The sequence below is a fragment of the Amycolatopsis sp. WAC 04169 genome, assembly GCF_003947535.1.
Classification (GTDB): Bacteria; Actinomycetota; Actinomycetes; order Mycobacteriales; family Pseudonocardiaceae; genus Amycolatopsis; species Amycolatopsis keratiniphila.
On sequence record NZ_QHJI01000003.1, the window covers coordinates 204,245 to 223,863 of the forward strand.

17 protein-coding genes are annotated in these 19,619 nt (G+C 70.0%); 9 read left to right on the forward strand and 8 right to left on the reverse strand.

Features of this window, described 5'->3' with window-relative positions:
• Positions 1-21 precede the first annotated feature (21 nt).
• Positions 22-2,520: a DNA translocase FtsK gene (locus DMC61_RS09140; RefSeq protein ID WP_123798355.1), complete on the reverse strand. Its 2,499-nt coding sequence runs from the start codon at positions 2,518-2,520 to the stop codon at positions 22-24.
• A gap of 127 nt (positions 2,521-2,647) precedes the next feature.
• Between DMC61_RS09140 and DMC61_RS09145 the strand changes: the two genes are divergently transcribed.
• The 6 genes from DMC61_RS09145 (at position 2,648) to DMC61_RS09170 (ending at position 8,164) form a co-directional block, all read left to right on the forward strand.
• On the forward strand, positions 2,648-3,457 hold the full coding sequence (locus DMC61_RS09145; RefSeq protein ID WP_199749942.1) for a 1-acyl-sn-glycerol-3-phosphate acyltransferase: 810 nt from the start codon (positions 2,648-2,650) through the stop codon (positions 3,455-3,457).
• Between the two features lie 48 nt (positions 3,458-3,505).
• Positions 3,506-4,120 carry an NAD(P)H:quinone oxidoreductase gene (gene wrbA, locus DMC61_RS09150; RefSeq protein WP_125688425.1) on the forward strand — a complete coding sequence of 205 codons (615 nt, stop codon included), beginning with the start codon at positions 3,506-3,508 and terminating at the stop codon, positions 4,118-4,120.
• A gap of 70 nt (positions 4,121-4,190) precedes the next feature.
• On the forward strand, positions 4,191-4,481 hold the full coding sequence (locus DMC61_RS09155; RefSeq protein ID WP_125688427.1) for a hypothetical protein: 291 nt from the start codon (positions 4,191-4,193) through the stop codon (positions 4,479-4,481).
• Complete coding sequence (locus DMC61_RS09160; RefSeq protein WP_125688429.1) at positions 4,481-6,016, forward strand: alpha/beta hydrolase; 1,536 nt, start codon at positions 4,481-4,483, stop codon at positions 6,014-6,016. The genes DMC61_RS09155 and DMC61_RS09160 overlap by 1 nt, the downstream gene beginning before the upstream one ends.
• 65 nt (positions 6,017-6,081) lie before the next feature.
• Complete coding sequence (locus DMC61_RS09165) at positions 6,082-6,630, forward strand: hypothetical protein (protein WP_125688431.1); 549 nt, start codon at positions 6,082-6,084, stop codon at positions 6,628-6,630.
• 562 nt (positions 6,631-7,192) lie between these two features.
• Positions 7,193-8,164: a DMT family transporter gene (locus DMC61_RS09170; RefSeq protein WP_125688433.1), complete on the forward strand. Its 972-nt coding sequence runs from the start codon at positions 7,193-7,195 to the stop codon at positions 8,162-8,164.
• Here the strand turns inward: DMC61_RS09170 and DMC61_RS09175 are convergent.
• A complete protein-coding gene (locus DMC61_RS09175) occupies positions 8,141-8,731 on the reverse strand; it encodes a DUF305 domain-containing protein (protein ID WP_016332632.1) in 591 nt (196 codons plus the stop codon). The two genes, DMC61_RS09170 and DMC61_RS09175, sit on opposite strands and share 24 nt — an antisense overlap.
• A gap of 153 nt (positions 8,732-8,884) precedes the next feature.
• Between DMC61_RS09175 and DMC61_RS09180 the strand changes: the two genes are divergently transcribed.
• Positions 8,885-10,294 carry an amino acid permease gene (locus DMC61_RS09180; RefSeq protein ID WP_125688435.1) on the forward strand — a complete coding sequence of 470 codons (1,410 nt, stop codon included), beginning with the start codon at positions 8,885-8,887 and terminating at the stop codon, positions 10,292-10,294.
• On the opposite strand, the gene DMC61_RS09185 is transcribed toward DMC61_RS09180, so the two are convergent.
• The 6 genes from DMC61_RS09185 to thyX form a co-directional block, all read right to left on the reverse strand.
• Positions 10,224-11,783 carry a substrate-binding domain-containing protein gene (locus tag DMC61_RS09185; RefSeq protein WP_125688437.1) on the reverse strand — a complete coding sequence of 520 codons (1,560 nt, stop codon included), beginning with the start codon at positions 11,781-11,783 and terminating at the stop codon, positions 10,224-10,226. The genes DMC61_RS09180 and DMC61_RS09185 overlap by 71 nt on opposite strands.
• Positions 11,784-12,118: 335 nt before the next feature.
• Positions 12,119-13,816: a ribonuclease J gene (locus DMC61_RS09190; RefSeq protein ID WP_043847990.1), complete on the reverse strand. Its 1,698-nt coding sequence runs from the start codon at positions 13,814-13,816 to the stop codon at positions 12,119-12,121.
• Positions 13,813-14,826, reverse strand: coding sequence for a 4-hydroxy-tetrahydrodipicolinate synthase (dapA, locus tag DMC61_RS09195; protein WP_043847989.1), 1,014 nt, complete (start codon positions 14,824-14,826; stop codon positions 13,813-13,815). Before dapA ends, DMC61_RS09190 begins: the two co-directional genes overlap by 4 nt.
• A 110-nt stretch (positions 14,827-14,936) precedes the next feature.
• Positions 14,937-16,439: a serine/threonine-protein kinase gene (locus DMC61_RS09200; protein ID WP_125688439.1), complete on the reverse strand. Its 1,503-nt coding sequence runs from the start codon at positions 16,437-16,439 to the stop codon at positions 14,937-14,939.
• Positions 16,440-16,521: 82 nt separating this feature from the next.
• Positions 16,522-16,914, reverse strand: coding sequence for an ACT domain-containing protein (locus tag DMC61_RS09205; RefSeq protein ID WP_016332627.1), 393 nt, complete (start codon positions 16,912-16,914; stop codon positions 16,522-16,524).
• Positions 16,914-17,666, reverse strand: a complete 753-nt coding sequence (gene thyX / locus DMC61_RS09210; protein ID WP_125688441.1) for an FAD-dependent thymidylate synthase — start codon at positions 17,664-17,666, stop codon at positions 16,914-16,916. The genes DMC61_RS09205 and thyX overlap by 1 nt, the downstream gene beginning before the upstream one ends.
• Before the next feature lie 133 nt (positions 17,667-17,799).
• Here thyX and DMC61_RS09215 point away from each other — a divergent pair, with 133 nt between their 5' ends.
• On the forward strand, positions 17,800-18,330 hold the full coding sequence (locus tag DMC61_RS09215) for a toxin-antitoxin system HicB family antitoxin (RefSeq protein WP_125688443.1): 531 nt from the start codon (positions 17,800-17,802) through the stop codon (positions 18,328-18,330).
• A gap of 11 nt (positions 18,331-18,341) precedes the next feature.
• The gene (locus DMC61_RS09220; protein WP_125688445.1) at positions 18,342-19,259 is read left to right on the forward strand and encodes a DUF4097 family beta strand repeat-containing protein; all 918 of its coding nucleotides are present in this window, start codon (positions 18,342-18,344) and stop codon (positions 19,257-19,259) included.
• The last annotated feature ends 360 nt before the right edge of the window (positions 19,260-19,619 follow it).

Here is a 19,619-nt window from a genome sequence, read left to right on the forward strand (position 1 = left end):
CCGGTCTTCCGAAAAGCCGGTTCAGTCGTCGGAGACGTCGCCGCCGTTCGCGTCCCCGCCGCCGCGGATCATGAACAGCACCGACTCCAGCTCCTCCGGCTTGATCAGCACGTCCCGCGCCTTCGAGCCTTCCGAAGGACCCACGACCCCCCGGCTTTCCAGCAGGTCCATCAGGCGCCCGGCCTTGGCGAAGCCGACCCGCAGCTTCCGCTGCAGCATCGACGTCGAACCGAACTGCGAGGTGACGATCAGCTCGGCGGCCTGCAACAGCACGTCGAGGTCGTCGCCGATGTCGGAGTCGATCTCCTTCTTCTCGCCCGCCTTCGCCGCGGTGACGCCGTCGGTGTAGTCCGGCTGCGCCTGCTCCTTGGCGAAGTTCACCACCGCGGCGATCTCCTCGTCGCCGACGAAGGCGCCCTGGATGCGGACCGGTTTCCCGGCACCCATCGGCAGGTACAGCGCGTCACCCATACCGATGAGCTTCTCCGCGCCCGGCTGGTCGAGGATGACCCGCGAGTCGGTGAGCGACGACGTCGCGAACGCCAGCCGCGACGGCACGTTGGTCTTGATCAGGCCGGTCACGACGTCGACCGACGGGCGCTGCGTCGCCAGCACCAGGTGGATACCGGCGGCACGCGCCTTCTGGGTGATCCGGACGATCGCGTCCTCTACGTCGCGCGGGGCGGTCATCATCAGGTCGGCGAGCTCGTCGACGATCGCCATGATGTACGGGTACGGCGCGTACACGCGCTCGCTGCCCGGCGGCGCGGTGATCTCGCCCGAGCGCACCTTCTTGTTGTAGTCGTCGATGTGCCGGACCTTGTTGACCTGCATGTCCTGATACCGCTGCTCCATCTCCTCCACCAGCCAGGCCAGCGCGGCGGCGGCCTTCTTCGGCTGGGTGATGATGGGCGTGATCAGGTGCGGGATGCCCTCGTACGGGGTCAGCTCGACCATCTTCGGGTCGATCAGGATCATCCGGCACTCGTCGGGCGTCGACCGCGCGAGCAGCGACACCAGCATCGAGTTCACGAAGCTCGACTTACCGGAACCGGTGGACCCCGCCACCAGCAGATGCGGCATCTTCGTCAGGTTCGCGGTGACGAAGTGGCCTTCGATGTCCTTGCCGAGCCCGATGACCATCGGGTGGTTGTCCTTGACCGTCGACGGCGCGCGCAGCACGTCGCCGAGGCGCACCATCTCGCGGTCGGAGTTCGGCACCTCGATGCCGACCGCGGATTTGCCGGGGATCGGCGCCAGCAGCCGGACGTTGTCGGTCGCCACCGCGTAGGCGATGTTCTTGGTCAGCGCGGTGATCTTCTCGACCTTCACGCCGGGGCCGAGTTCGACCTCGTACCGGGTGACCGTCGGCCCCCGCGTGAAGCCGGTGACCTGCGCGTCGACGTTGAACTGCTCCAGCACGCCGGTGATCGCCTCGATCATGGCGTCGTTGGCCTTGCTGCGGGACTTCGGGGCGTCGCCGAGCTTCAGCAGGTCCGGCGGCGGGAGTTTGTAGTCGCCTTCGACGGTCCTGGTGACCGACAGCGGAGCCTCGGCCTTCTTCGGCTTCTTCTCCTCGACAGGCTTGGGTGCGGGCTTCGGCGCACGCAGCGGCGTGGGCGCTTCGGCCAGCGCGGCTTCGATGTCGAGTTGCTCGCCCTCGTGGTCGCCCGTGGCCTGGCGGCGCCGCGACGGCTTCCGCAGGCGGACCGATTTCGGGTCGGCTTCGGTGACGGCGTCGCGTTCCTCGTGGATGGCCTTGCGCTCGGCCTCGGCTTCCTCGATCTCCTCGGGGTCGAGGCCCCAGGTGCGCAGGCGGTGCGGGATCTCCCGGACCGGGGTCCCGGTGAATACGAGCGTGCCGAACAGCAGCGCCAGCACCAGCAGCGGTACGGCGACCCAGGTGGTGACCCCCATGGTCAGCAGGCCGCCGGAGAACGCGCCGATCACGCCACCGGCGTACATGCGGCCGTCGTTGGTCTCGGGCAGCGCGGTGAAGATGTGCAGCAGGCCGAGAACCGCCAGCACCACCAGCAGGGTGCCGATGACCATCCGCGGCCGGGCCTCGGGCACCGGTTCCGACCGCATCAGCGCCACGGCCACCACGGTGAGCACCAGCGGGAGCGTCACCGCTCCGGCGCCCAGCAGCGAGCGGGTGCCGACCTCCACCCAGCCGCCGATCGGGCCGGCGGCCCGCCACCACACGCCGAACGCGATCACCAGCGCCAGCGCGATGAGACCGAGGGCGAGACCGTCGCGCCGGTGCTCGGGTTCCAGTTCGCGGCCGCGGCCGACCGTCCGCGCGAGGGTGCCGAGGCCCTTCGCGAGCAGGTTCCAGGTGCCGCGCACGCCCTTGGCGAACGTGCCGGACGAGCGCTTCCGCGGCGCGGGACGTCGTGGAGCGGGCTTCCTCGCAGCCGTTGACCTGGGCTTCGCCGGGGTACGCGGCTTGCGCGCCGGCCCCTTGCTGCCGCCGCTTCGCGCCGTACTCCGCTTCCTGGTCGTCGACCCGCTAGCCATGTCTCCACGGTAACCGCCTCGACCCTCCAGCCCCGGCCGCCACTCGGAGCACATCCGGAACATTCGTCTCAGGTCACAGCTTGAGCGGCCATCCGGGTGAAAAGCGGTTCATGACATGCTCTGCCCCATGTTCGCGCTGCATCAGGATGAGAATTCGGCTCGCCGCGCCCCGGCCATCTGGCGCACGATGCTGAACATCGACCGGGGGCTGGTCAACTTCGTCGGCAAACTGACCGTGACCGGCGGTGTTTCGGCGGAACTGCGACGGCAGCCCCTGCTCATGACGGCCAACCACATCGGCGTGTTCGACGCGTTCGTGCTGATGGCGGCCTGCAAACGGATCGGCATCAACCCGCGGTTCATGCTGGCGGGCGGCATCCTCGACGCGCCGGTCATCGGGCCGGCGCTGCGGGTCAGCGGTCACCTGCGGGTCGACCGCAAAGAGGCGTCGACGGCCATCGGCCAGTTCGCCGAGGCCGCCGAAGCGCTGCGGACCACCCGCGACCCGCTGATCGTCTACCCCGAGGGCCGGATCAGCCACGATCCCGGCCTGTGGCCGGAGCGCGGCAAGACCGGCGCGGCGCGGCTGGCGCTGGCCGCCGGGGTGCCGGTGATCCCGATCAGCCAGTGGGGCGCGCACGAAGCCGTCTACTGGGGGACGGAGACCGTCAACGGCCCCGCCGATCTGGTGCCGCTCGCCAAGTCCGGGCTGAGCGCGCCCATGCGGCGACCGCGGTTCAAGGTGCATTTCGGCGAGCCGGTGGACCTGTCGGAGGTCGAGCCGGAGCGGCCGGGCGCCGGGGTCCGCGCGCACGCCAAGATCATGCAGGCGATCACCGACGGCCTGGTCCCGCTGCGCCGCGACGAACTGGACAAGCCCCGATTCCACGACCCGACGCGGCCGACGGACACCGTCAGCCCCTGGAAGAAGCACTGAGTCCCGAATCCTGAGACGGGGGCTCACGCTCGCCTAGGGTCGGCGGACGTGAGCACCCGCATCCTCGTCGTCTACTACAGCGCGACCGGCAACACCGCGAAACTGGCGTCGGCGCTGGCCGACGGCGCCCGCGAGGCCGGAGCCGACGTCCGCGTCCGCACGGTTCCCGAAACCGCCCCGCCCGGTGCGGTGGCGAGCAATCCGCGCTGGCAGGCGTGGGTGGACGCGGGGCCGCACCACGAGACGGCGACGCTGGAAGACCTGGAGTGGGCCGACGGTTTCGCCGCGGGCAGCCCGACCCGGTTCGGCGGCCCTGCCGCGCAACTGAAGTCCTTTTTGGACAGCACCGGTGGCCTGTGGGCCAAGGGAAAGCTCGTGAACAAGGTCGCGACGTCGTTCACCACCGCGTCCACCGCGCACGGCGGGCTCGAATCGACCGTGCTGGCGACGAACAACATCTTCTACCACTGGGGCGCCATCGTCCTGCCGCTCGGCTACACCGATCCCCACCTGCTCGAATCGGGCAATCCGTACGGCGGCTCGTTCGTCTCGCGCAAGTCCGCCGAACCCGACGACCTCGCCCTGGACGCCCTCCGTCTGCAGGGGCGACGGCTCGCCACCGTCTCGCGCTACATCGCCGACGGGCTTTTCAAGGACGGGTGAAGGGAACCGCGCGTCCGTCTCCCGCGTCGTAGGGTGGTCACACAGCGTCACGCTACGGGGAGGAAGCGGGATGACCGGCGGGTACGAGGTGGCCTTGGCGTCGATCGGCGCGGCGTCAGGCGCGGCGAAACGGGCTTCGGCCGACGTCGGGAAGGTCGACCTCGCGGCCACGCTCGCCGGTGTCGCGGCAAGCTTGCCGGGTGGCGTCTCCGGTGAAGCGGCCCGGCTGCTCGCGGACGCCTGGGGGCGCGCGGTGCCCGGGTGGGCGCGGAACACCGCGGACTACGCCGAACGGCTCGACGCGGCGGCCGTCCGCTACCGCGCCAACGAACTGGCGGCGTCACGGGAACTCGCCGTCTGATGCTCACCTGGGGCGAGGTGCGCCGGTGGGATCCGGCCGCGATCGGCCAGGTCGCCGACGCGCTCAACGACGGCTGCACCCGGATCATCGCCGCGAACGACGACGTCGATGCCATGGCGCGCTTCACCGGCTGGACCGGTGACGCGGCCATCGCCGCGTCGACGCGGGGCGCATCGCTGACCTCCACCTTGGAGGGGCTCGTCGCCCAGGCGGCCGCGGTCCGGCGGGGCGCGCACGAGGTGCAGATCGCGCTGGACCGGATCGTCGCGTTCGTGCGGGAGACCGACGAACTGGCGCGGCGGAACGGACTGGCCATCGGTCCCGGCGGCGAGATCACGCCGGCGGGTGTCCCGTCGCCCGATCAGCCCCGCGTGCTGGCGGAACTGGCGGGCAGGGTCGAACAGGGCCTGCGCCGCGCGACCGACGTCGACGCCGATTTCGCCGAGATCCTGCGGCGGGCCCTTCGCGGCGAGATCACCGAACAGGGTGGCGGCACGCTCGCCCAAGCGGCCGACGCCGGAGCCGCGCAAAGCGGACTGTCGATCATCGGCCCACCGGAGAACGGCACGCCCGGCGACAACAAGGCGTGGTGGGCGAGCCTGTCGGACACGGCGAAAGTCGCTCTGCTGCAAGGAAATCCTGGCCTCATCGGGAATCTCGACGGTATCCCGGCGGCCGACCGCGACGCCGCCAACCGCGCCGTCCTCGCCCGCGAGATCGCGCGGCTCCAAGGCGATCCCAAACTCCGGGGTCTGGAAGCGATCCAACAGCGGCTGGACCGGTCGGACCCGCAGGCGTTCCTGCTGGGGCTGGACACCGGCGGCGACGGGAAGGCGATCGTCTCCGCGGGAAATCCCGACACCGCGGTGAACGTGGCGACGTACGTGCCGGGGACCGGCTCGGAGCTGTCGAAGATCGGCGGCGACCTCAACCGGTCCGACAAGATGTGGGCCGCGGCGACCACGTCGGGCTCCCCCTCGACGGCCGTGATCACCTGGCTCGGCTACGACGCGCCGAACGAGATCACCGACGCCGCGAGCCCCAAGTACGCCGACGGCGGCAAGGCGGCCCTCGCGCAATTCCAAGATGGGCTCCGGGAAACGCATCAAGGAGCGCCCTCGCACAACACGGTGATGGGGCACAGCTACGGGACCACCGTCGTCGGGCACGCCGCCGTCGACGGCGGCCTCGCCGCGGACGAACTCGTCTTCGTGGCGAGCCCCGGCGTCGGCGCGCACGACGTGAGCGAACTGCATCTCGACGGGGTGAATCAGGACGAGATCGGCAAGCACGTGCACGCGACGGTGGCCGAACACGACATGATCAACCTGGCGAACCTCGAGATCGCCGGGTACGACCCGATCCTCGGCCAGGACCCGGCCGACGCGGACTTCGGCGGGCAGGTGTTCACGTCGGCGCCGGGCACGGACGGATGGGGTGGGTACAGCAAGGAAGCGCACAGCGAATACTGGGAAGACAACAACCCGTCGCTCCGGAACCTCGGCTTGATCATCGCCGGGAAACCCTCGTCGTGAAACTCCCGCTTCTGACCGCTCTTCTCGTGCTTTTGTCCGCTTGTTCCCCCGGAGGTGGAGACGCCATGAAACCGACCATCACCGAACACGAGGCGAAAGACAGGGTCGAGCGGTACATCGAGGGTGCGCTCTCCGCACTTCCCGGCACCGCGGAACGGAAACCGTTCACCCAGCACAGGTCGGAGTGCACAGACCCGACCGATGACGGCCCGCAAGGGCGCTACGAGATTTCCGCGACCTACGAAGTGACCGGTCTCGAAGCCGCACGGTTCGGCGAGTACTTCGACGCGATCGTCCAATGGTGGTCGGCTCACGACTTCGCGGTCCTGACGGATTCGCGGCCCAAGGATCAATACGTGTTCGTCAGGAACAAGACGGACGCATTCGACATGACCGTGCAGGCGAACGACCTGGGCAAGTTCTACGTCGGCGCCACTTCCCCCTGCGTCTGGCCGAACGGCACCCCCGAACCCCAGGCCCTCGAAGCCACCGAGCCCGACCAGCCGGTCGCCGCTCCCCCGGAGCCGGAACCCGTGCGCAAACCGCGTCGCGCCCCCGTGGACGACGAGGACTTCGCCCAGACGAACTGGACCGACGGCGGTACCTCCTTCTGACCGTCCCCTTGCCGCTGTGACTGCTGATGCATATAGGTGGCAAAGACGGCCCTAACGGACTCGTATTTACCTAACCACTGGGGTGATTGGTGGTCGACGGGGGAAGATTCCGGCCGTTGAACGTCCGGAATCTTCCCCCGTCACCTCGTCTGCCACCGGTCGCGCCTGGCGCGACCTTGATCAACGGAGGATCGGGGACGTCGAGTGTCCCGAACCTTCCGTTGGTCAAGGTCCAAGACCGGCCTCCCCGGCGACGATGGAGGATTTGGGACGTTGAACGTCCCAAATCCTCCATCGTCGCGCCCGGCAGCCGCGGAACCCGAATCGCCACTCACTAGGACGTGGAACGGCACTCGCGTGATCGAAGGCGGCACTCACGTGATCGAAGGCGAAACTCGCGTGATCAGCGGCGGAACACGCGAGTGCGGCCTCCAATCACGCGAGTCACGTCCCTGATCACGCGAGTCACGCCTTCCCTCACGCCACGCCCGTGGGCCCGGCCGGAGACCAGCGGTTGGGAAAACGGGTCGCCCCGCCGTCACCCGGCCTCTACCCTCCGGCCGTGACCGCCGAACTCGCCGCCGCCCCCAGCCAGCACGTCGCGCACCGCGGCCGGGGCATCACGCTGATCCTGCTCGCCGCGCTCTTCTTCGGCACCTCGGGTGTGCTGGGCAAACCGGCGATGCAGGCCGGGATGTCGCCGGAGCAGGTCGCGGCGATCCGCATCGGGCTGTCGGCGATCGTGTTGCTCGCCCTGGTCGCCGTTTTCCGGCCGAAGCTCCTCAAAGTCACGAAGAACGAGTGGCCGCTGCTGCTCGCGTACGGCTCCCTCGGGGTCGCGGGCGTCCAGCTCATGTACTTCCTGGCGGCGGGCCGGATCCCGGTCGGGATCGCGATCCTGCTCGAGTTCACCTCGCCGGTGCTGATCGCGCTGTGGGTGCGGTTCGTGCGCCGCGTGCGGCTGCCGAGGGCGATGTGGGCGGGGATCGCGCTGGCGATGACGGGGCTCGTGCTGGTCGCCCAGGTCTGGGAGGGGCTCAGCCTGGACGTCCTCGGGTTGCTCGCCGGGCTCGGCGCGGCCGTCTGTTCGGCGGGTTACTTCCTCCTCGGCGAGCGCGGCGTCGCGGACCGGGATCCGCTCGGCATGGTCACCTGGGGGATGACGATCGGCGCGGTCCTGGTGTGCGCGGTCGCCCCGCCGTGGACGATCCCGTGGGGTGTCCTCGGCGCGCCGACGACGTTCGGGCCGTGGGAGCCGCCGGTGTGGTCGTTGCTGATCGCGCTGGTCCTGATCGCGACCGTCCTCGCCTACGCGACGGGTATGGCGGCGCTGCGTCATCTTCCGGCGTCGGTGGCGAGCGTCGTCGGGCTGGTCGAGCCGTTGATCGCCGCCGCCGCGGCCTGGCTGTTGCTGGGCGAGGCGCTCAGCTGGATCCAGGCCGCCGGCGCGGTGGTGCTGCTGACCGGCGCGTACATCGTCCAGCTGAATTCGAACGTGGTCCAGACGGACTCAACCCTGCTGGAAGCCCCGTAGTTCGCCGATCTCCTGCTGCTGCGAACGCGAAGTCGTCGCGGCGAGATCGCGGGCGTCGGGGTTGCGGCCGTGCTGGGTCTCGGTGTCGGCGATGCGGACGCCGGCCTCGCGCTGGCGCAGCAACCGCGCGACGAACTGGCGGTCGAAGTCCTTTCCGGACAGTCCGGCCAGTTGCGCCATGTCGCCGGGGCTGACGTATCCGTCGCGCTGGACGTGTTCGAGGTTCGGGTCGTCCGGCGCGGGCTGCCCCCACGCCTCGATGAGCTTGGAGAGCCGCGCGATCTCCGGTTCGTGCGTGTCGATGATCCGCTTCGCGAGCGCCTTCAGCTGATCGTTCGCCGCGCGGGATTCGGCCAGGGAAGCCAGATCCATGCCCTGCTGGTGGTGCGCGAGGGCCTGCCGCGCGAAGGCGAGATCCGCGTCGTTGAACGGAACGGCGGCCTGCTGTGCCACCGGGGACGACCCGGGAGGCGCCGTCTGTGACTGGGGCGCCTCGTCCGAGCAGCCCGCGAGCACGACGGCGGCCAGGGCGACGGCGGGCAGGAACCGGAGGACGGCGTGCGGCATCGAAGAGCTCCTCGGAACGCGCGGTGGAGGTGCCTAGGTTGGCAGAGTCCACATCGGCCGGTTCACCTGGGGTTGCGCAAACACTTTTCCTCCCCGGCCCACGGTGCGACAATCCCGCGATCCGCCGCCGCTCCGACAGGAGGTAACCGCGACATGGACTCCGAAACCACGCGCGAACGGCCGGGTCTGCGCCCGGACCTGCGGCAACGCCACGTCCGGATGATCGCCCTCGGCGGCATCATCGGCGCGAGCCTGTTCATCGGCAGCGGCGCGGTCATCCACACCGTCGGCCCGGCGGCCGTCCTCTCCTACGCCATCGGCGGCCTCATCGTCGTGCTGGTGATGCGGATGCTCGGCGAGATGGCGACCGCCTCGCCGTCGCAAGGATCCTTCATGGAGTACGCGCGGACGTCGCTCGGCGGCTGGGCGGGCTTCACCGTCGGCTGGCTGTACTGGTACTTCTGGGTCGGCGTGGTCGCGTTCGAGGCCGTCGCCGGCGCGAAGATCCTCCAGACCTGGATTCCCGTTGTGCCGCAATGGATCTTCTCGCTGGTGCTGATGCTGCTGCTGACCGCGACGAACCTCGCCTCCGCCCGTTCGTTCGGGGAGACGGAGTTCTGGCTCGCTTCGGTCAAGATCGCCACGATCGTGGTGTTCCTGGTGGTGGGCATCCTGTTCGTACTCGGCGCCTGGCCCGGCGGATCGTTCTCGGTCGGCAACATCGCGCAGGACGGTTTCCTCGCCAACGGCCCGTTCTCGGTGGTGCACGGGGTGGTGATCGTGATCTTCTCCTACTTCGGCGCGGAGATCGTCACCATCGCCGCCGCCGAATCGCGGGAGCCCGAGACCGCCGTGCGCAAGGCGACCTCGTCGATCGTGTGGCGGGTCATCGTGTTCTACGTCGGCTCCGTGACCCTGCTGGTGATGATCACCGGCTGGCGTGACATCCCGACCACGACCAGCCCGTTCGCCGCCGCGTTCGGCCGGTTCGGCATCCCCGCCGCCGAGACCGTCGTCAGCGCGGTGGTGCTGACGGCCGTGCTGTCGGTGCTGAATTCGGGGCTGTACACGGCTTCCCGGATGCTGTTCGCGTTGCGCGGCAACGGCTGGGCGCCGAAGTGGATCGCGGACACGAACCGGCGCGGCGTTCCATGGAAGGCGATCCTGGTGTCCACCTCGGTCGGTTACGTGGCCGTGGTGATGAACTTCGTGTCCCCGGACAAGATCTTCTACTTCATCATCAACTCCGCCGGCGCGGTCGCGTTGTTCGTGTACGCGATCATCGCCGGATCGCAGCTGCGGATGCGGCGCCGCCTGGAGGCCGAAGCGCCGGAACGGCTGAAACTCCGCATGTGGGGCTACCCCTGGCTGAGCTGGCTCACCCTCGCCGGAACGCTGGCCGTGGTCGCGTCGATGTTGTTCGTGGACGACGACACGCGGGCCCAGCTCTACCTGAGCCTGATCAGCCTGGCGGTGATCCTCGCCGTCTACTTCATCCAGCGCCGGCGATCCGGCCGAGAGCCCCGTAGAACACCTCTTCGATCTTCGCGGGATCACGGCTGAGGAAGGCCTGGCCACCGGCGGGCGCGACGAGCTGCCCGAGTTCGGTCTCGTCGGCGTCCGGGCCGATCCCGATGGCGATCAACGGCACCGGACGCTCCCGGTCACGCAGCTTTCCCAGCTCGGCCACCAGGTTCTCGCGGCTGATCCCGCCAGGATCGGTGTTGCGGCCGTCGGTCATCACGATGACGAGGTTCAGCTTCCCCCGCTCGAATTCCCTGTGCGCCAGCCGTTGGACGTCGAGGACGCTGTCGTAGAGCCCGGTCTGCCCGTCCGGCACGGCGCGGACGGCGCGCAACCGGCCGACCGCCGCCAGCTGCCGCCCGACCGGCGCCATCGGCAGGATCTCCCGGTAGTCCCGCTCACCGTCCACTTTGGTCGCGAAAGCCAGGAAACGGACCTGTGACGTGGGTTTGAACAAGTGCAGGGCGTTCTCCGCCGCCTCCAGCGTGATCGCCAGGCGGGACTTCCCGGTTCCCGGGACCGGCGCGCTCATCGATCCGGACACGTCGATCAGCACCTGGACCCGGGCGCTCGCGTTCACTCCGGCCCACTGGCTGAGCGCCTTGTCGACTTCGGCGGCCGCCGGGATCTCGGTACTGCGCTGCCCGTGCGACTCGACGCGCCGATCGGTTTCGGCTAGCCGCAACGCTTGTCCGCCCGGAGCACGCAGTTCGGACCGCGGGCCGGTCGCGGCGCCGTAGAGAAGGACACGTTTCAGTCCGGCGACCGCCTCGGCCTGCCGCGGGGTCGCCCCCGCGATCTCGACGAACGGGTAGTCGAGCGCCGGAGCCGCGGGCGAGTACGCGGCCACCAGCGCGGTCTCGCCTTCGGAAAGCGCGGAATTGTGCCGCAGCACCGCGTTCTCCGACGCCGGGAAAACCGTCGCACCCGTTGTCGTGGCGGAGAACTTCCGGAGCAGGGCGACGTACGCGGCGGCGGGATCCGGCGCGTCCTTCGTGACCTCTCGGAGCGCCAGCAGCGCGGAAACACCGGCGGGATCGCGTACCGGGTCCGGCATCCCGGCGACGACACCGGCTCCGCCGAGTACCTCCGGCCACGTCAGCGGCTTGCGCGGCCAGCCGAGCGCCTGCGCGACCGGTTCCGCGACCGCGAGCACCACGGGCGAACTGGCGATCGACGGCCCGGAGGCGGGAACCCCCTTGGCGCGCCTCAAGAACAGCGTCGACGACGGGATCCAGACCTGGGGCTCGGGCGCGGTTCCGGCCAGCTCGTCCGCCAGCTGGAGCGATTCCCTGGGCTGGACATCGAACGTGACACACGCGAGTTGGAGGGCGCCCGCCGCCCCCTCGACGGCGGGGGCGATGTCGGGCGACGCCGCGACGACCACCCGCTCGGGCTCGCAGTCGGGTTCGGATCGCTCCATGGCCACGGCGACCCAGATAGCCGCGCCGAGCACGGCCGCCAGCGCGAGCGCCAGCAGCGGCACCAGTATCCGTCTTCGGGTCCGGGTGGTGGCGTGGCGTCCCATCGGCTCTCCCGGCATGGGGCTCGAGGAGCGTCCGAGGGTACGCCGAGAGCCCCCCTAGGGGAAGGCTACGACTTTCGGCGTAGAGAAACCCTACCGAGGCGGGAGGTGCGCCGACGCGGCTCGCGAAACACTTGCCGGGTAAGGAAAGCACTCGAAACCGGGGGAATTCGTGATGAACCGGCCCACCCGTGCGGAACAGCGCAAAGCACGCAACGCCCTCTTCGGTCAGGCGATCACGGTCGCCTTCGCGCTGCTGCTCGCTGCCGCCACTCGCGCGTGAAGGCCCCCTTCCCTCGGCTCAGCCGAGTGAAGGGGGCCTTCACGCGCGTTCGGGACTAGACGGGGATGACCGTCGGCACGATCATCGGGCGGCGCCGGTAGGTGTCGGCGACCCAACGGCCGACGACGCGGCGCACGGCCTGGGCGATGCGGTGCGTGTCGGTGATGCCCTCGGCCTCGGTCCTGGCGAGTTCCATCTCCACCATCGGGACCACGGCGTCGAGCGCCTTCGGGTCGTCGGAGAACCCGCGTCCGGACACCGTCGGCCGCGTCACCGCGCGGCCGGTGCTGGTGTCCACGGCGACGGTGATGGCGATGAACCCGCCCTCGCCGAGCACGAGCCGGTCGGACAGGGTCGACTCCCCGACGTCACCGACCGAGAGGCCGTCGACGTACACGTGCCCGACCTCGACCCGGCCGGTCCGCGTGGCCTTGCCGTCGACGAGGTCGACCACGACGCCGTCTTCGGCGATCACCACGTTCTCCGGGGCGACACCGGTGCGCACGGCCAGCTCTCCGTTGGCGCGCAAGTGTTTCCACTCGCCGTGCACCGGCATGACGTTGCTGGGGCGCACCGCGTTGTACAGGTACAGCAGCTCGCCCGCGGACGCGTGCCCGGACACGTGCACCTTGGCGTTGCCCTGGTGCACGACGTTCGCGCCGAGCCGGGTGAGGCCGTTGACGACCCCGAAGACCGCGGTCTCGTTGCCCGGGATCATCGAGCTGGCCAGGACGACGGTGTCGCCGGCGCGGATCGAGATCTGCCGGTGCTCGCCGCGCGCCATCCGCGACAGCGCCGACAGCGGCTCGCCCTGCGAACCGGTCGACACGAACAGCACCTTGCCCTCGGGCAGGTCACTGGCCTGGTCGAGGTTGACCAGCAGACCGTCGGGCACGTTCAGCAGGCCGAGCTCGGCCGCGATGCCCATGTTCCGGACCATCGAACGGCCGACGAACGCGACCCGGCGCCCGTGCCGCACGGCGGCGTCGAGCACCTGCTGGACCCGGTGCACGTGGCTCGCGAAACAGGCCACGATGACGCGCTGGCCGACCTTGCGGACGACATCGTCGAGCACCGGGCCGATGTCGCGTTCCGGCATGACGAAACCGGGCACCTCGGCGTTGGTCGAGTCGACGCAGAACAGGTCCACGCCCTCGTCGCCGAGCCGGGAGAACCCGGCGAGGTCGGTCAGCCTGCCGTCGAGCGGGAGCTGGTCGAGCTTGATGTCGCCGGTGTGCAGCACGACGCCGGCCGGCGTGCGGATGGCCACCGCGAGCGCGTCCGGGATCGAGTGGTTGACCGCGAAGAACTCCAGGTCGAACTCGCCGACCTTGCGCCGCTCGCCCTCGCGGACCTCGATCAGGTTCGGCCGCTGGCGGTGCTCCTTGGCCTTGGCCGCGAGCAGCGCGTTCGTGAACCGGGAACCGTAGATCTTCAGGTCCGGCACGAGCCGCAGCAGGAACGGGACCGCGCCGATGTGGTCCTCGTGCCCGTGGGTGAGGACGAGACCGTCGATGTCCTCGAGGCGGTCTTCGATCGCGCGGAAGTCGGGCAGGATCAGGTCGACGCCGGGCTGGTCGTCCTCGGGGAAGAGAACCCCGCAGTCGACGATCAGCAGACGGCCGTCGAATTCGAAGACGGTCATGTTGCGGCCGACTTCGCCGATCCCGCCGAGCGCGACCACGCGCAAGGCGCCTTCGGGCAGCGCGGGCGGTGGGGTGGTCGGTCCGGGTCCGGTTGGCAATGAACTCACCGAGGCATGGTCCCTACGCTGGTATGTGAGGTCGGCGCCGTGTAGGCCGCCGCTGAATCTGCTTGTGCCACCCGTGCACCATGCCAGTCACTGGCCGCGCTTTCCCCGAGCGGCACGCCCCCCTGGGCGAGATCCGCGGAAATCGCCTGGAGCTGCTCGTCGTTCGCGGCCACGATGGGCAGCCGCGGGTCGCCGATGTCGAATCCGCGCAGCTTCAGCGCCGCCTTCGAGAACGCGACCCCGCCGACGCGGGACATCGCCCGCAGGACCGGCAGCATGCCGCGGTGGTTGGTGCGCGCGGTGGAGGTGTCGCCGGATTCGTAGGCGTCCATCATGCCGCGGATCCGGCCCGCCACGACGTGCCCGATCACGCTGACCACACCCGCGCCGCCGACCGAGACCCACGGCAGGTTGAGGCCGTCGTCACCGGAGTAGTAGGCGAGCTGCGAGTTCGCGATGACCTCGGAGCCGGCGATCAGGTCGCCCTTGGCGTCCTTGACCGCGAGGATGCGCGGGTGCTCGGCGAGCCGCAGCAGCGTGTCGACCTCGATGGGCACGATCGAGCGCGGCGGGATGTCGTAGAGCATCACGGGCAGGCCGGAAGCGTCGGCGACCGTGGTGAAGTGCGCGTAGAGCCCGGCCTGGCTGGGCCGCGAGTAGTACGGCGTGACGACGAGGATGCCGTGGGCGCCTGCCGCTTCGGCCTGCTTCGCCTGCTCGATGCTGTGCGCGGTGTTGTTCGTGCCCGCCCCGGCGACGATCGTCGCGCGGTCGCCGACGGCCTCGACGACGGCGCGGACCAGCTCGGCCTTCTCGGCGTCGGTGGTGGTGGGGCTCTCCCCCGTAGTGCCGTTCACGACGAGACCGTCGTTGCCCAGTTCCACGAGGTGTTCGGCCAGCTCCTGGGCTCGCTTCAGGTCCAGCGCCCCGTCGGCGTCGAAGGGGGTGGCCATCGCGGTGAGCACGCGCCCGAACGGTCTTCCCGGCGCTGCGGTGGGTGGAGTGGACATGCTGTGAAGGTACCTCCTGCGAGCGCCGAACCCTTGCCGACGTGGTCGTTCCCGCCGAATGCGGGAGATTTTCCGCGATGAGGGCGAACTCGGCGCAAACTCTCTGTGAGCTATTTGACCTTGGTCGTGATCTGCGAGGGGATCTGGCTCCCGTCGGTCTTGGCGAGCAGGCAGTAGTAGCCCCGCGAATAGTCGCGGACCTCCTCGTTGGGCGGCCGCTTCCATTCCGCCTCGGTCGGGACGAGGGCCCGCCAGGTCAGCGAGGCCCGCTGCGCCGCGGGCACGACCTTCGAGTTGAAGGTCGCCGAGCAGGTCGCCTCGGCGATCCGGTTGACCGTTTCCACTCCTGGATAGTCGACGATCTGCGCGTCGTCGTCGCTGGAGGACTCGACTTCGAGCAGGGCCCGCTTGGCGAAGATCTCCAGCAGGTGGTCCTTGTCGCAGCTGACCCCGTCGTTCAGGTTGATGCCCTCTTTGAGCGGCACGTTGTAGCAGTCCCCCGACGAACCGAGCTTGACCTGGCCGTCGATGCCGTACGTCAGCGTCGGCTGCGCCTGCGCATTCCCCTCGGGCGCGGCCATCCAGCGGCCGAGGAAGATCCCGCCGACCAGGGCGCCGATCACGGCGACCGCGACGAGGCTCAGCCACAGCGGGCGCAGGTTGCGCTTCGCCGGGGCCGGGGCGAGCCGGGTCATCGGCTGGCCGGACTGCGGCATCATCGCCGTGCCACCCGAGGGCGGCGTCGGCTGGGCCTGCACACCCTGCGCGGCCGCGAGCAGGCTGCGCACCTGGTCATACGACATCCGCGCCTCGGGTTTGGTGACCAGCAGGCCGAGGATCGCGGCGGCCAGCGGGCCCTGGACCCGGGTCAGGTACGGCGCCTCGGTCATGATCGCGTGCAGGGTCGCCGCGGTGGTCGACCGTTCGAACGCGACGATGCCTTCCGCGGCGAAGAACAGCGTCGTGCCCAGCGACCAGAGGTCGGATTCGGGCATCGCGTCGCGGCCCTCGACCCGTTCCGGCGCCATGAACGCGGGCGAGCCGACGATCATGCCGCTGGTGGTCAGGCGCGGGTCGTCGGCGGCGTGCGCGATGCCGAAGTCGGTGAGCTTCACCCGGCCGTCCGGCGCGACCATGATGTTCGCGGGTTTGACGTCGCGGTGCACGATCCCGGCGGCGTGCGCGGCCCGCAGCGCGGACAGCACCCGCTCCCCCACCAGCGCGACCTGCTGGGCGGGCAGCGGCCCGCGTTCGCGCACCAGATCGGCCAGCGTCGGCGCCTCGACCAGCTCCATCACGATGTAGGTGGCGCCGTTCTCGGTGACGACGTCGTACACGGTGACGACGGCCGGGTCGTTGAGGCGGCCACCGGAGCGGACCTCGCGCAGCATCCGCTCCGACAGCACCGAGGCGTCCTCGGGGGCGTTCGGGAACTTGAGCTCCTTGATCGCCACCTGGCGGCCGATCACCTGATCCTGCGCACGCCAGACGATGCCCATCCCGCCGCGGCCGAGCTCGCCCAGCAGGGCGTATCGGCCGGCGACGATCCGCGCGCCGGTGGCCTGCTGCGTCTGCTGGGGCGGCCCGTACGGACGGGTCTGTTCGTCGGTCAAGGTTCGGTGCTCCTTCGGTTCGCGCAGGATGCTAACTCGGACCCGTTCGCGTCCCGAAAGGTTCCTTCGCCCGGCCGGTGAATCAGACCGTGACCTCGTGCCCGGCCTCCCGGAGCGCCTTCACCGCGCGCTCCAGTTCGGCGGCACGGACCAGCACGTGGTCGGTGTCGAACGTGGACATCGAGAACAGCGCCACGCCGGCGGCGGCGAGCTCGCTCGACAACGCCGCGATGATGCCGGTCAGCGTGAACGCGAGCGGTCCGCGGACCGACAGCAGCCGCCAGCCGTCCTCGACGGTGGCCCCGGCCGGCGCGAGACCGGCCGGGCAGATCACCGACAGCTCCTCCGGCGTCCGCGTGAGGGAGATCAGCACGGGCTCGCCGGGGTCGAGCAGATTCGCCGGAACCGGCGCGTCCGGGGCGAGGCGGGCGACCGCGTACTCGCCGGGCCGGACGTCGATCGCGAGGCGCCGCATCAGCCCTCGAGAACCTTCGGGCTGGACGCGACCTCGGTGCCGTCGGGCAGCGCGGAGATGGTGAAGTCCGCGAAGACGTTGCCGGCGGCCTTCTGCAGCTCGCGCAGGCACTCGATGGCCAGGGCGCGGATCTCGACGTCGGCGTGCTCGGTGGCGCGCATCGCGATGAAGTGCCGCCAGGCGCGGTAGTTGCCGGTGACCACGATGCGGGTCTCGGTCGCGTTCGGCAGCACGGCGCGGGCGGCCTGGCGGGCCTGCTTGCGGCGCAGGGTGGCGCTCGGCACGTCGGCGAACTTCTCCTCCAGCCCGGCGAGCAGTTCGGTGTAGGCGTCGACGGCGGCCTGCGAGGCGGCGAGGAACTTCGCGTGCAGCTCCGGGTCCTGCGCGATGACGTCGGGCTCGACGAACGCGGCGTCGCGCTCCGGCACGTAGCGCTGCGAAAGCTGCGAGTAGGAGAAGTGGCGGTGGCGGATCAGCTCGTGCGTCAGCGACCGGGAGATGCCGGTGATGTAGAAGCTGACGGAGCCGTGCTCCAGCACCGAAAGGTGGCCGACGTCGATGATGTGCTCGAGGTAGCCCGCGTTGGTCGCCGTCTTCGGGTTCGGCTTCTTCCAGGACTGGTAGCAGGCCCGGCCCGCGAATTCGGCCAGCGCCTCACCACCGTCGGCATCGGTCGACCACGGTACGTCGGACGGCGGGAAGAACTCCGTCTTCGCGATCAGTTGAACCTTGGGTGACACGGTCTCGGCCACGTTCGCACTCCTTTTCGACCCCTGCTCCACGACTCCGGGCAGCGTAACCGCAAGCGACTTTGACGCCGGGGCGACATCACGGTGACGTCATGGCTTCCTTGACTGACACCACAAGTGACGTCATAGTGGTGTCATGGATCTGACGCCGTACATCACAAGCCTTCGCGAGGACCTCGCGAACACGGCTTCGGCCGGCGACGAGCAGACGCGGCGCGCTGCCGCGCTGCTGTCGTCGGCGCTGGAGCCCGCCGCCCGCCTGACCATCATGAACGCCCTCGCCGACCTCGCCGCCGAAGTGACTTCGGCGCTGCCGGGGCACGTCGTCGACGTCCGTCTCGACGGCCGCGACGTGCGCGTCGTCGTCACCGGCTCCGGCTCCGCGGAGGGCGCCGAGCGGTCCGCGCCCCGCCAGGAGCCGCCGCGGGAGACCCCGCGCGCGCCCAAGGTGGACACGGGCGACATCACCCGCATCACGCTGCGCCTGTTCGAGCAGGTCAAGGGCCAGGCCGAAGCCGCGGCCGCCTCGCAGGGGGTTTCGCTGAACACGTTCGTCTCGCAGGCCGTCCAGGGCGCGCTGGGCAAGAGCGGGAGCGAGCACTGGCAGCACAAGCAGAAGCCGGGCGGCGGTGCCGGTTCGCACCTGCACGGCTGGGTCCAGGGCTGAGGGGGACGGAAATGACCGAGGAAAGCACTCCCGCCGGTGAAGAGACCGTGCGCGTCGAGGACTTCGAGGCCGAAGGCCCCATCGAGGTCGACGTGAGCGTGGCCATCGGCCGGGTGACCATCGAACTGACCGACGAGAACGGGGTCCACACCGAGGTCCGCCGGGACGGCGGCGAACAGCAGCCGTGGGTCGACGGGATGACGAGCCTGCTCAGCTGGGTCGGGGAACGTTTCGGCGACCAGCTCGGCGGCTCACCGGTGGGGTCGCCGGGCTCCGTGGGTGATGCCGTGGCGCAGACGCGGATCGAGAAGGTCGGCAACCGGCTGGTCGTCCAGGCGCCGAAGGCCTGGCAGCTGAAAAACGTCCCGCTCGCAGTGACCGTCCGGGCGCCCGCCGGTTCGCATCTGGAGGTGCGGGCCGGGGCGGCCGACGTCACGGTGACCGGTATCGCGGGGCGAGCCGACATCATGACCGGCGCCGGCAAGGTCGGCCTGGAGCGGGCCGACGGTTCGGCGATCGTCCGCACCGGCACCGGCGACATCAAACTCGGGCCGACCCTGTCGGGCCTGCAACTGCGCACCGGCAGCGGTTCGGTCGAGGCGGCCTCGGTGAACGGTTCGGCCACGGTCGCGACCGGCACGGGTGACGTCTGGCTCGGCGAGGTCGCGGGCGAGGTCCTGGCGCGCACCGGCAGCGGCTCCCTCTCGGTGGCGGACGCCGCCTCCGGGACGCTGGAGCTGACCACCGGATCGGGTGAGGTCCGGGTCGCCATCCGCGGCGGTGTCCAGGCCGAGATCGACCTCTCGTCGACGACCGGTTCGGTGTCGAGCGAACTGGAGGTCGCGGACAGCGCGCCTTCGGAGGTCTCGCTGAAGGTGCGGGCGCGCACCGGCACCGGCGACGCGGTGGTGACCAGCGCGGCCGGCTGAGCCGCGGACCGCAGGGGGATCGAGGGACCTTTGCTCGCACTTTTCCACGGGGGTGGGAGCAAAGGTCCCTTGCTCATTTCACGTGGATGTCCCGCCGCCCTGACCGGTCGCCGCCGAGGCGTGACCCTCAGGCGGCGCGTTGCGAAAGCCACTTTCGCAACCTCGGCGGAGGGGCGGGCGCTACCTCCGTGAAGTCCGGCTTCGGTCGCTCCGGCTCCGGTCCGTGAAGGCCTGGCGGATTCACGTGGTGGTTGCAACACGCATTGTTTGTTGGTTGAACAGTAGTGCTTCGAGGGCTTCGGTGGGTGTGTGCCAGTTGAGGGTTTGGCGGGGGCGTTCGTTGAGTTCGGTGGCGATGCG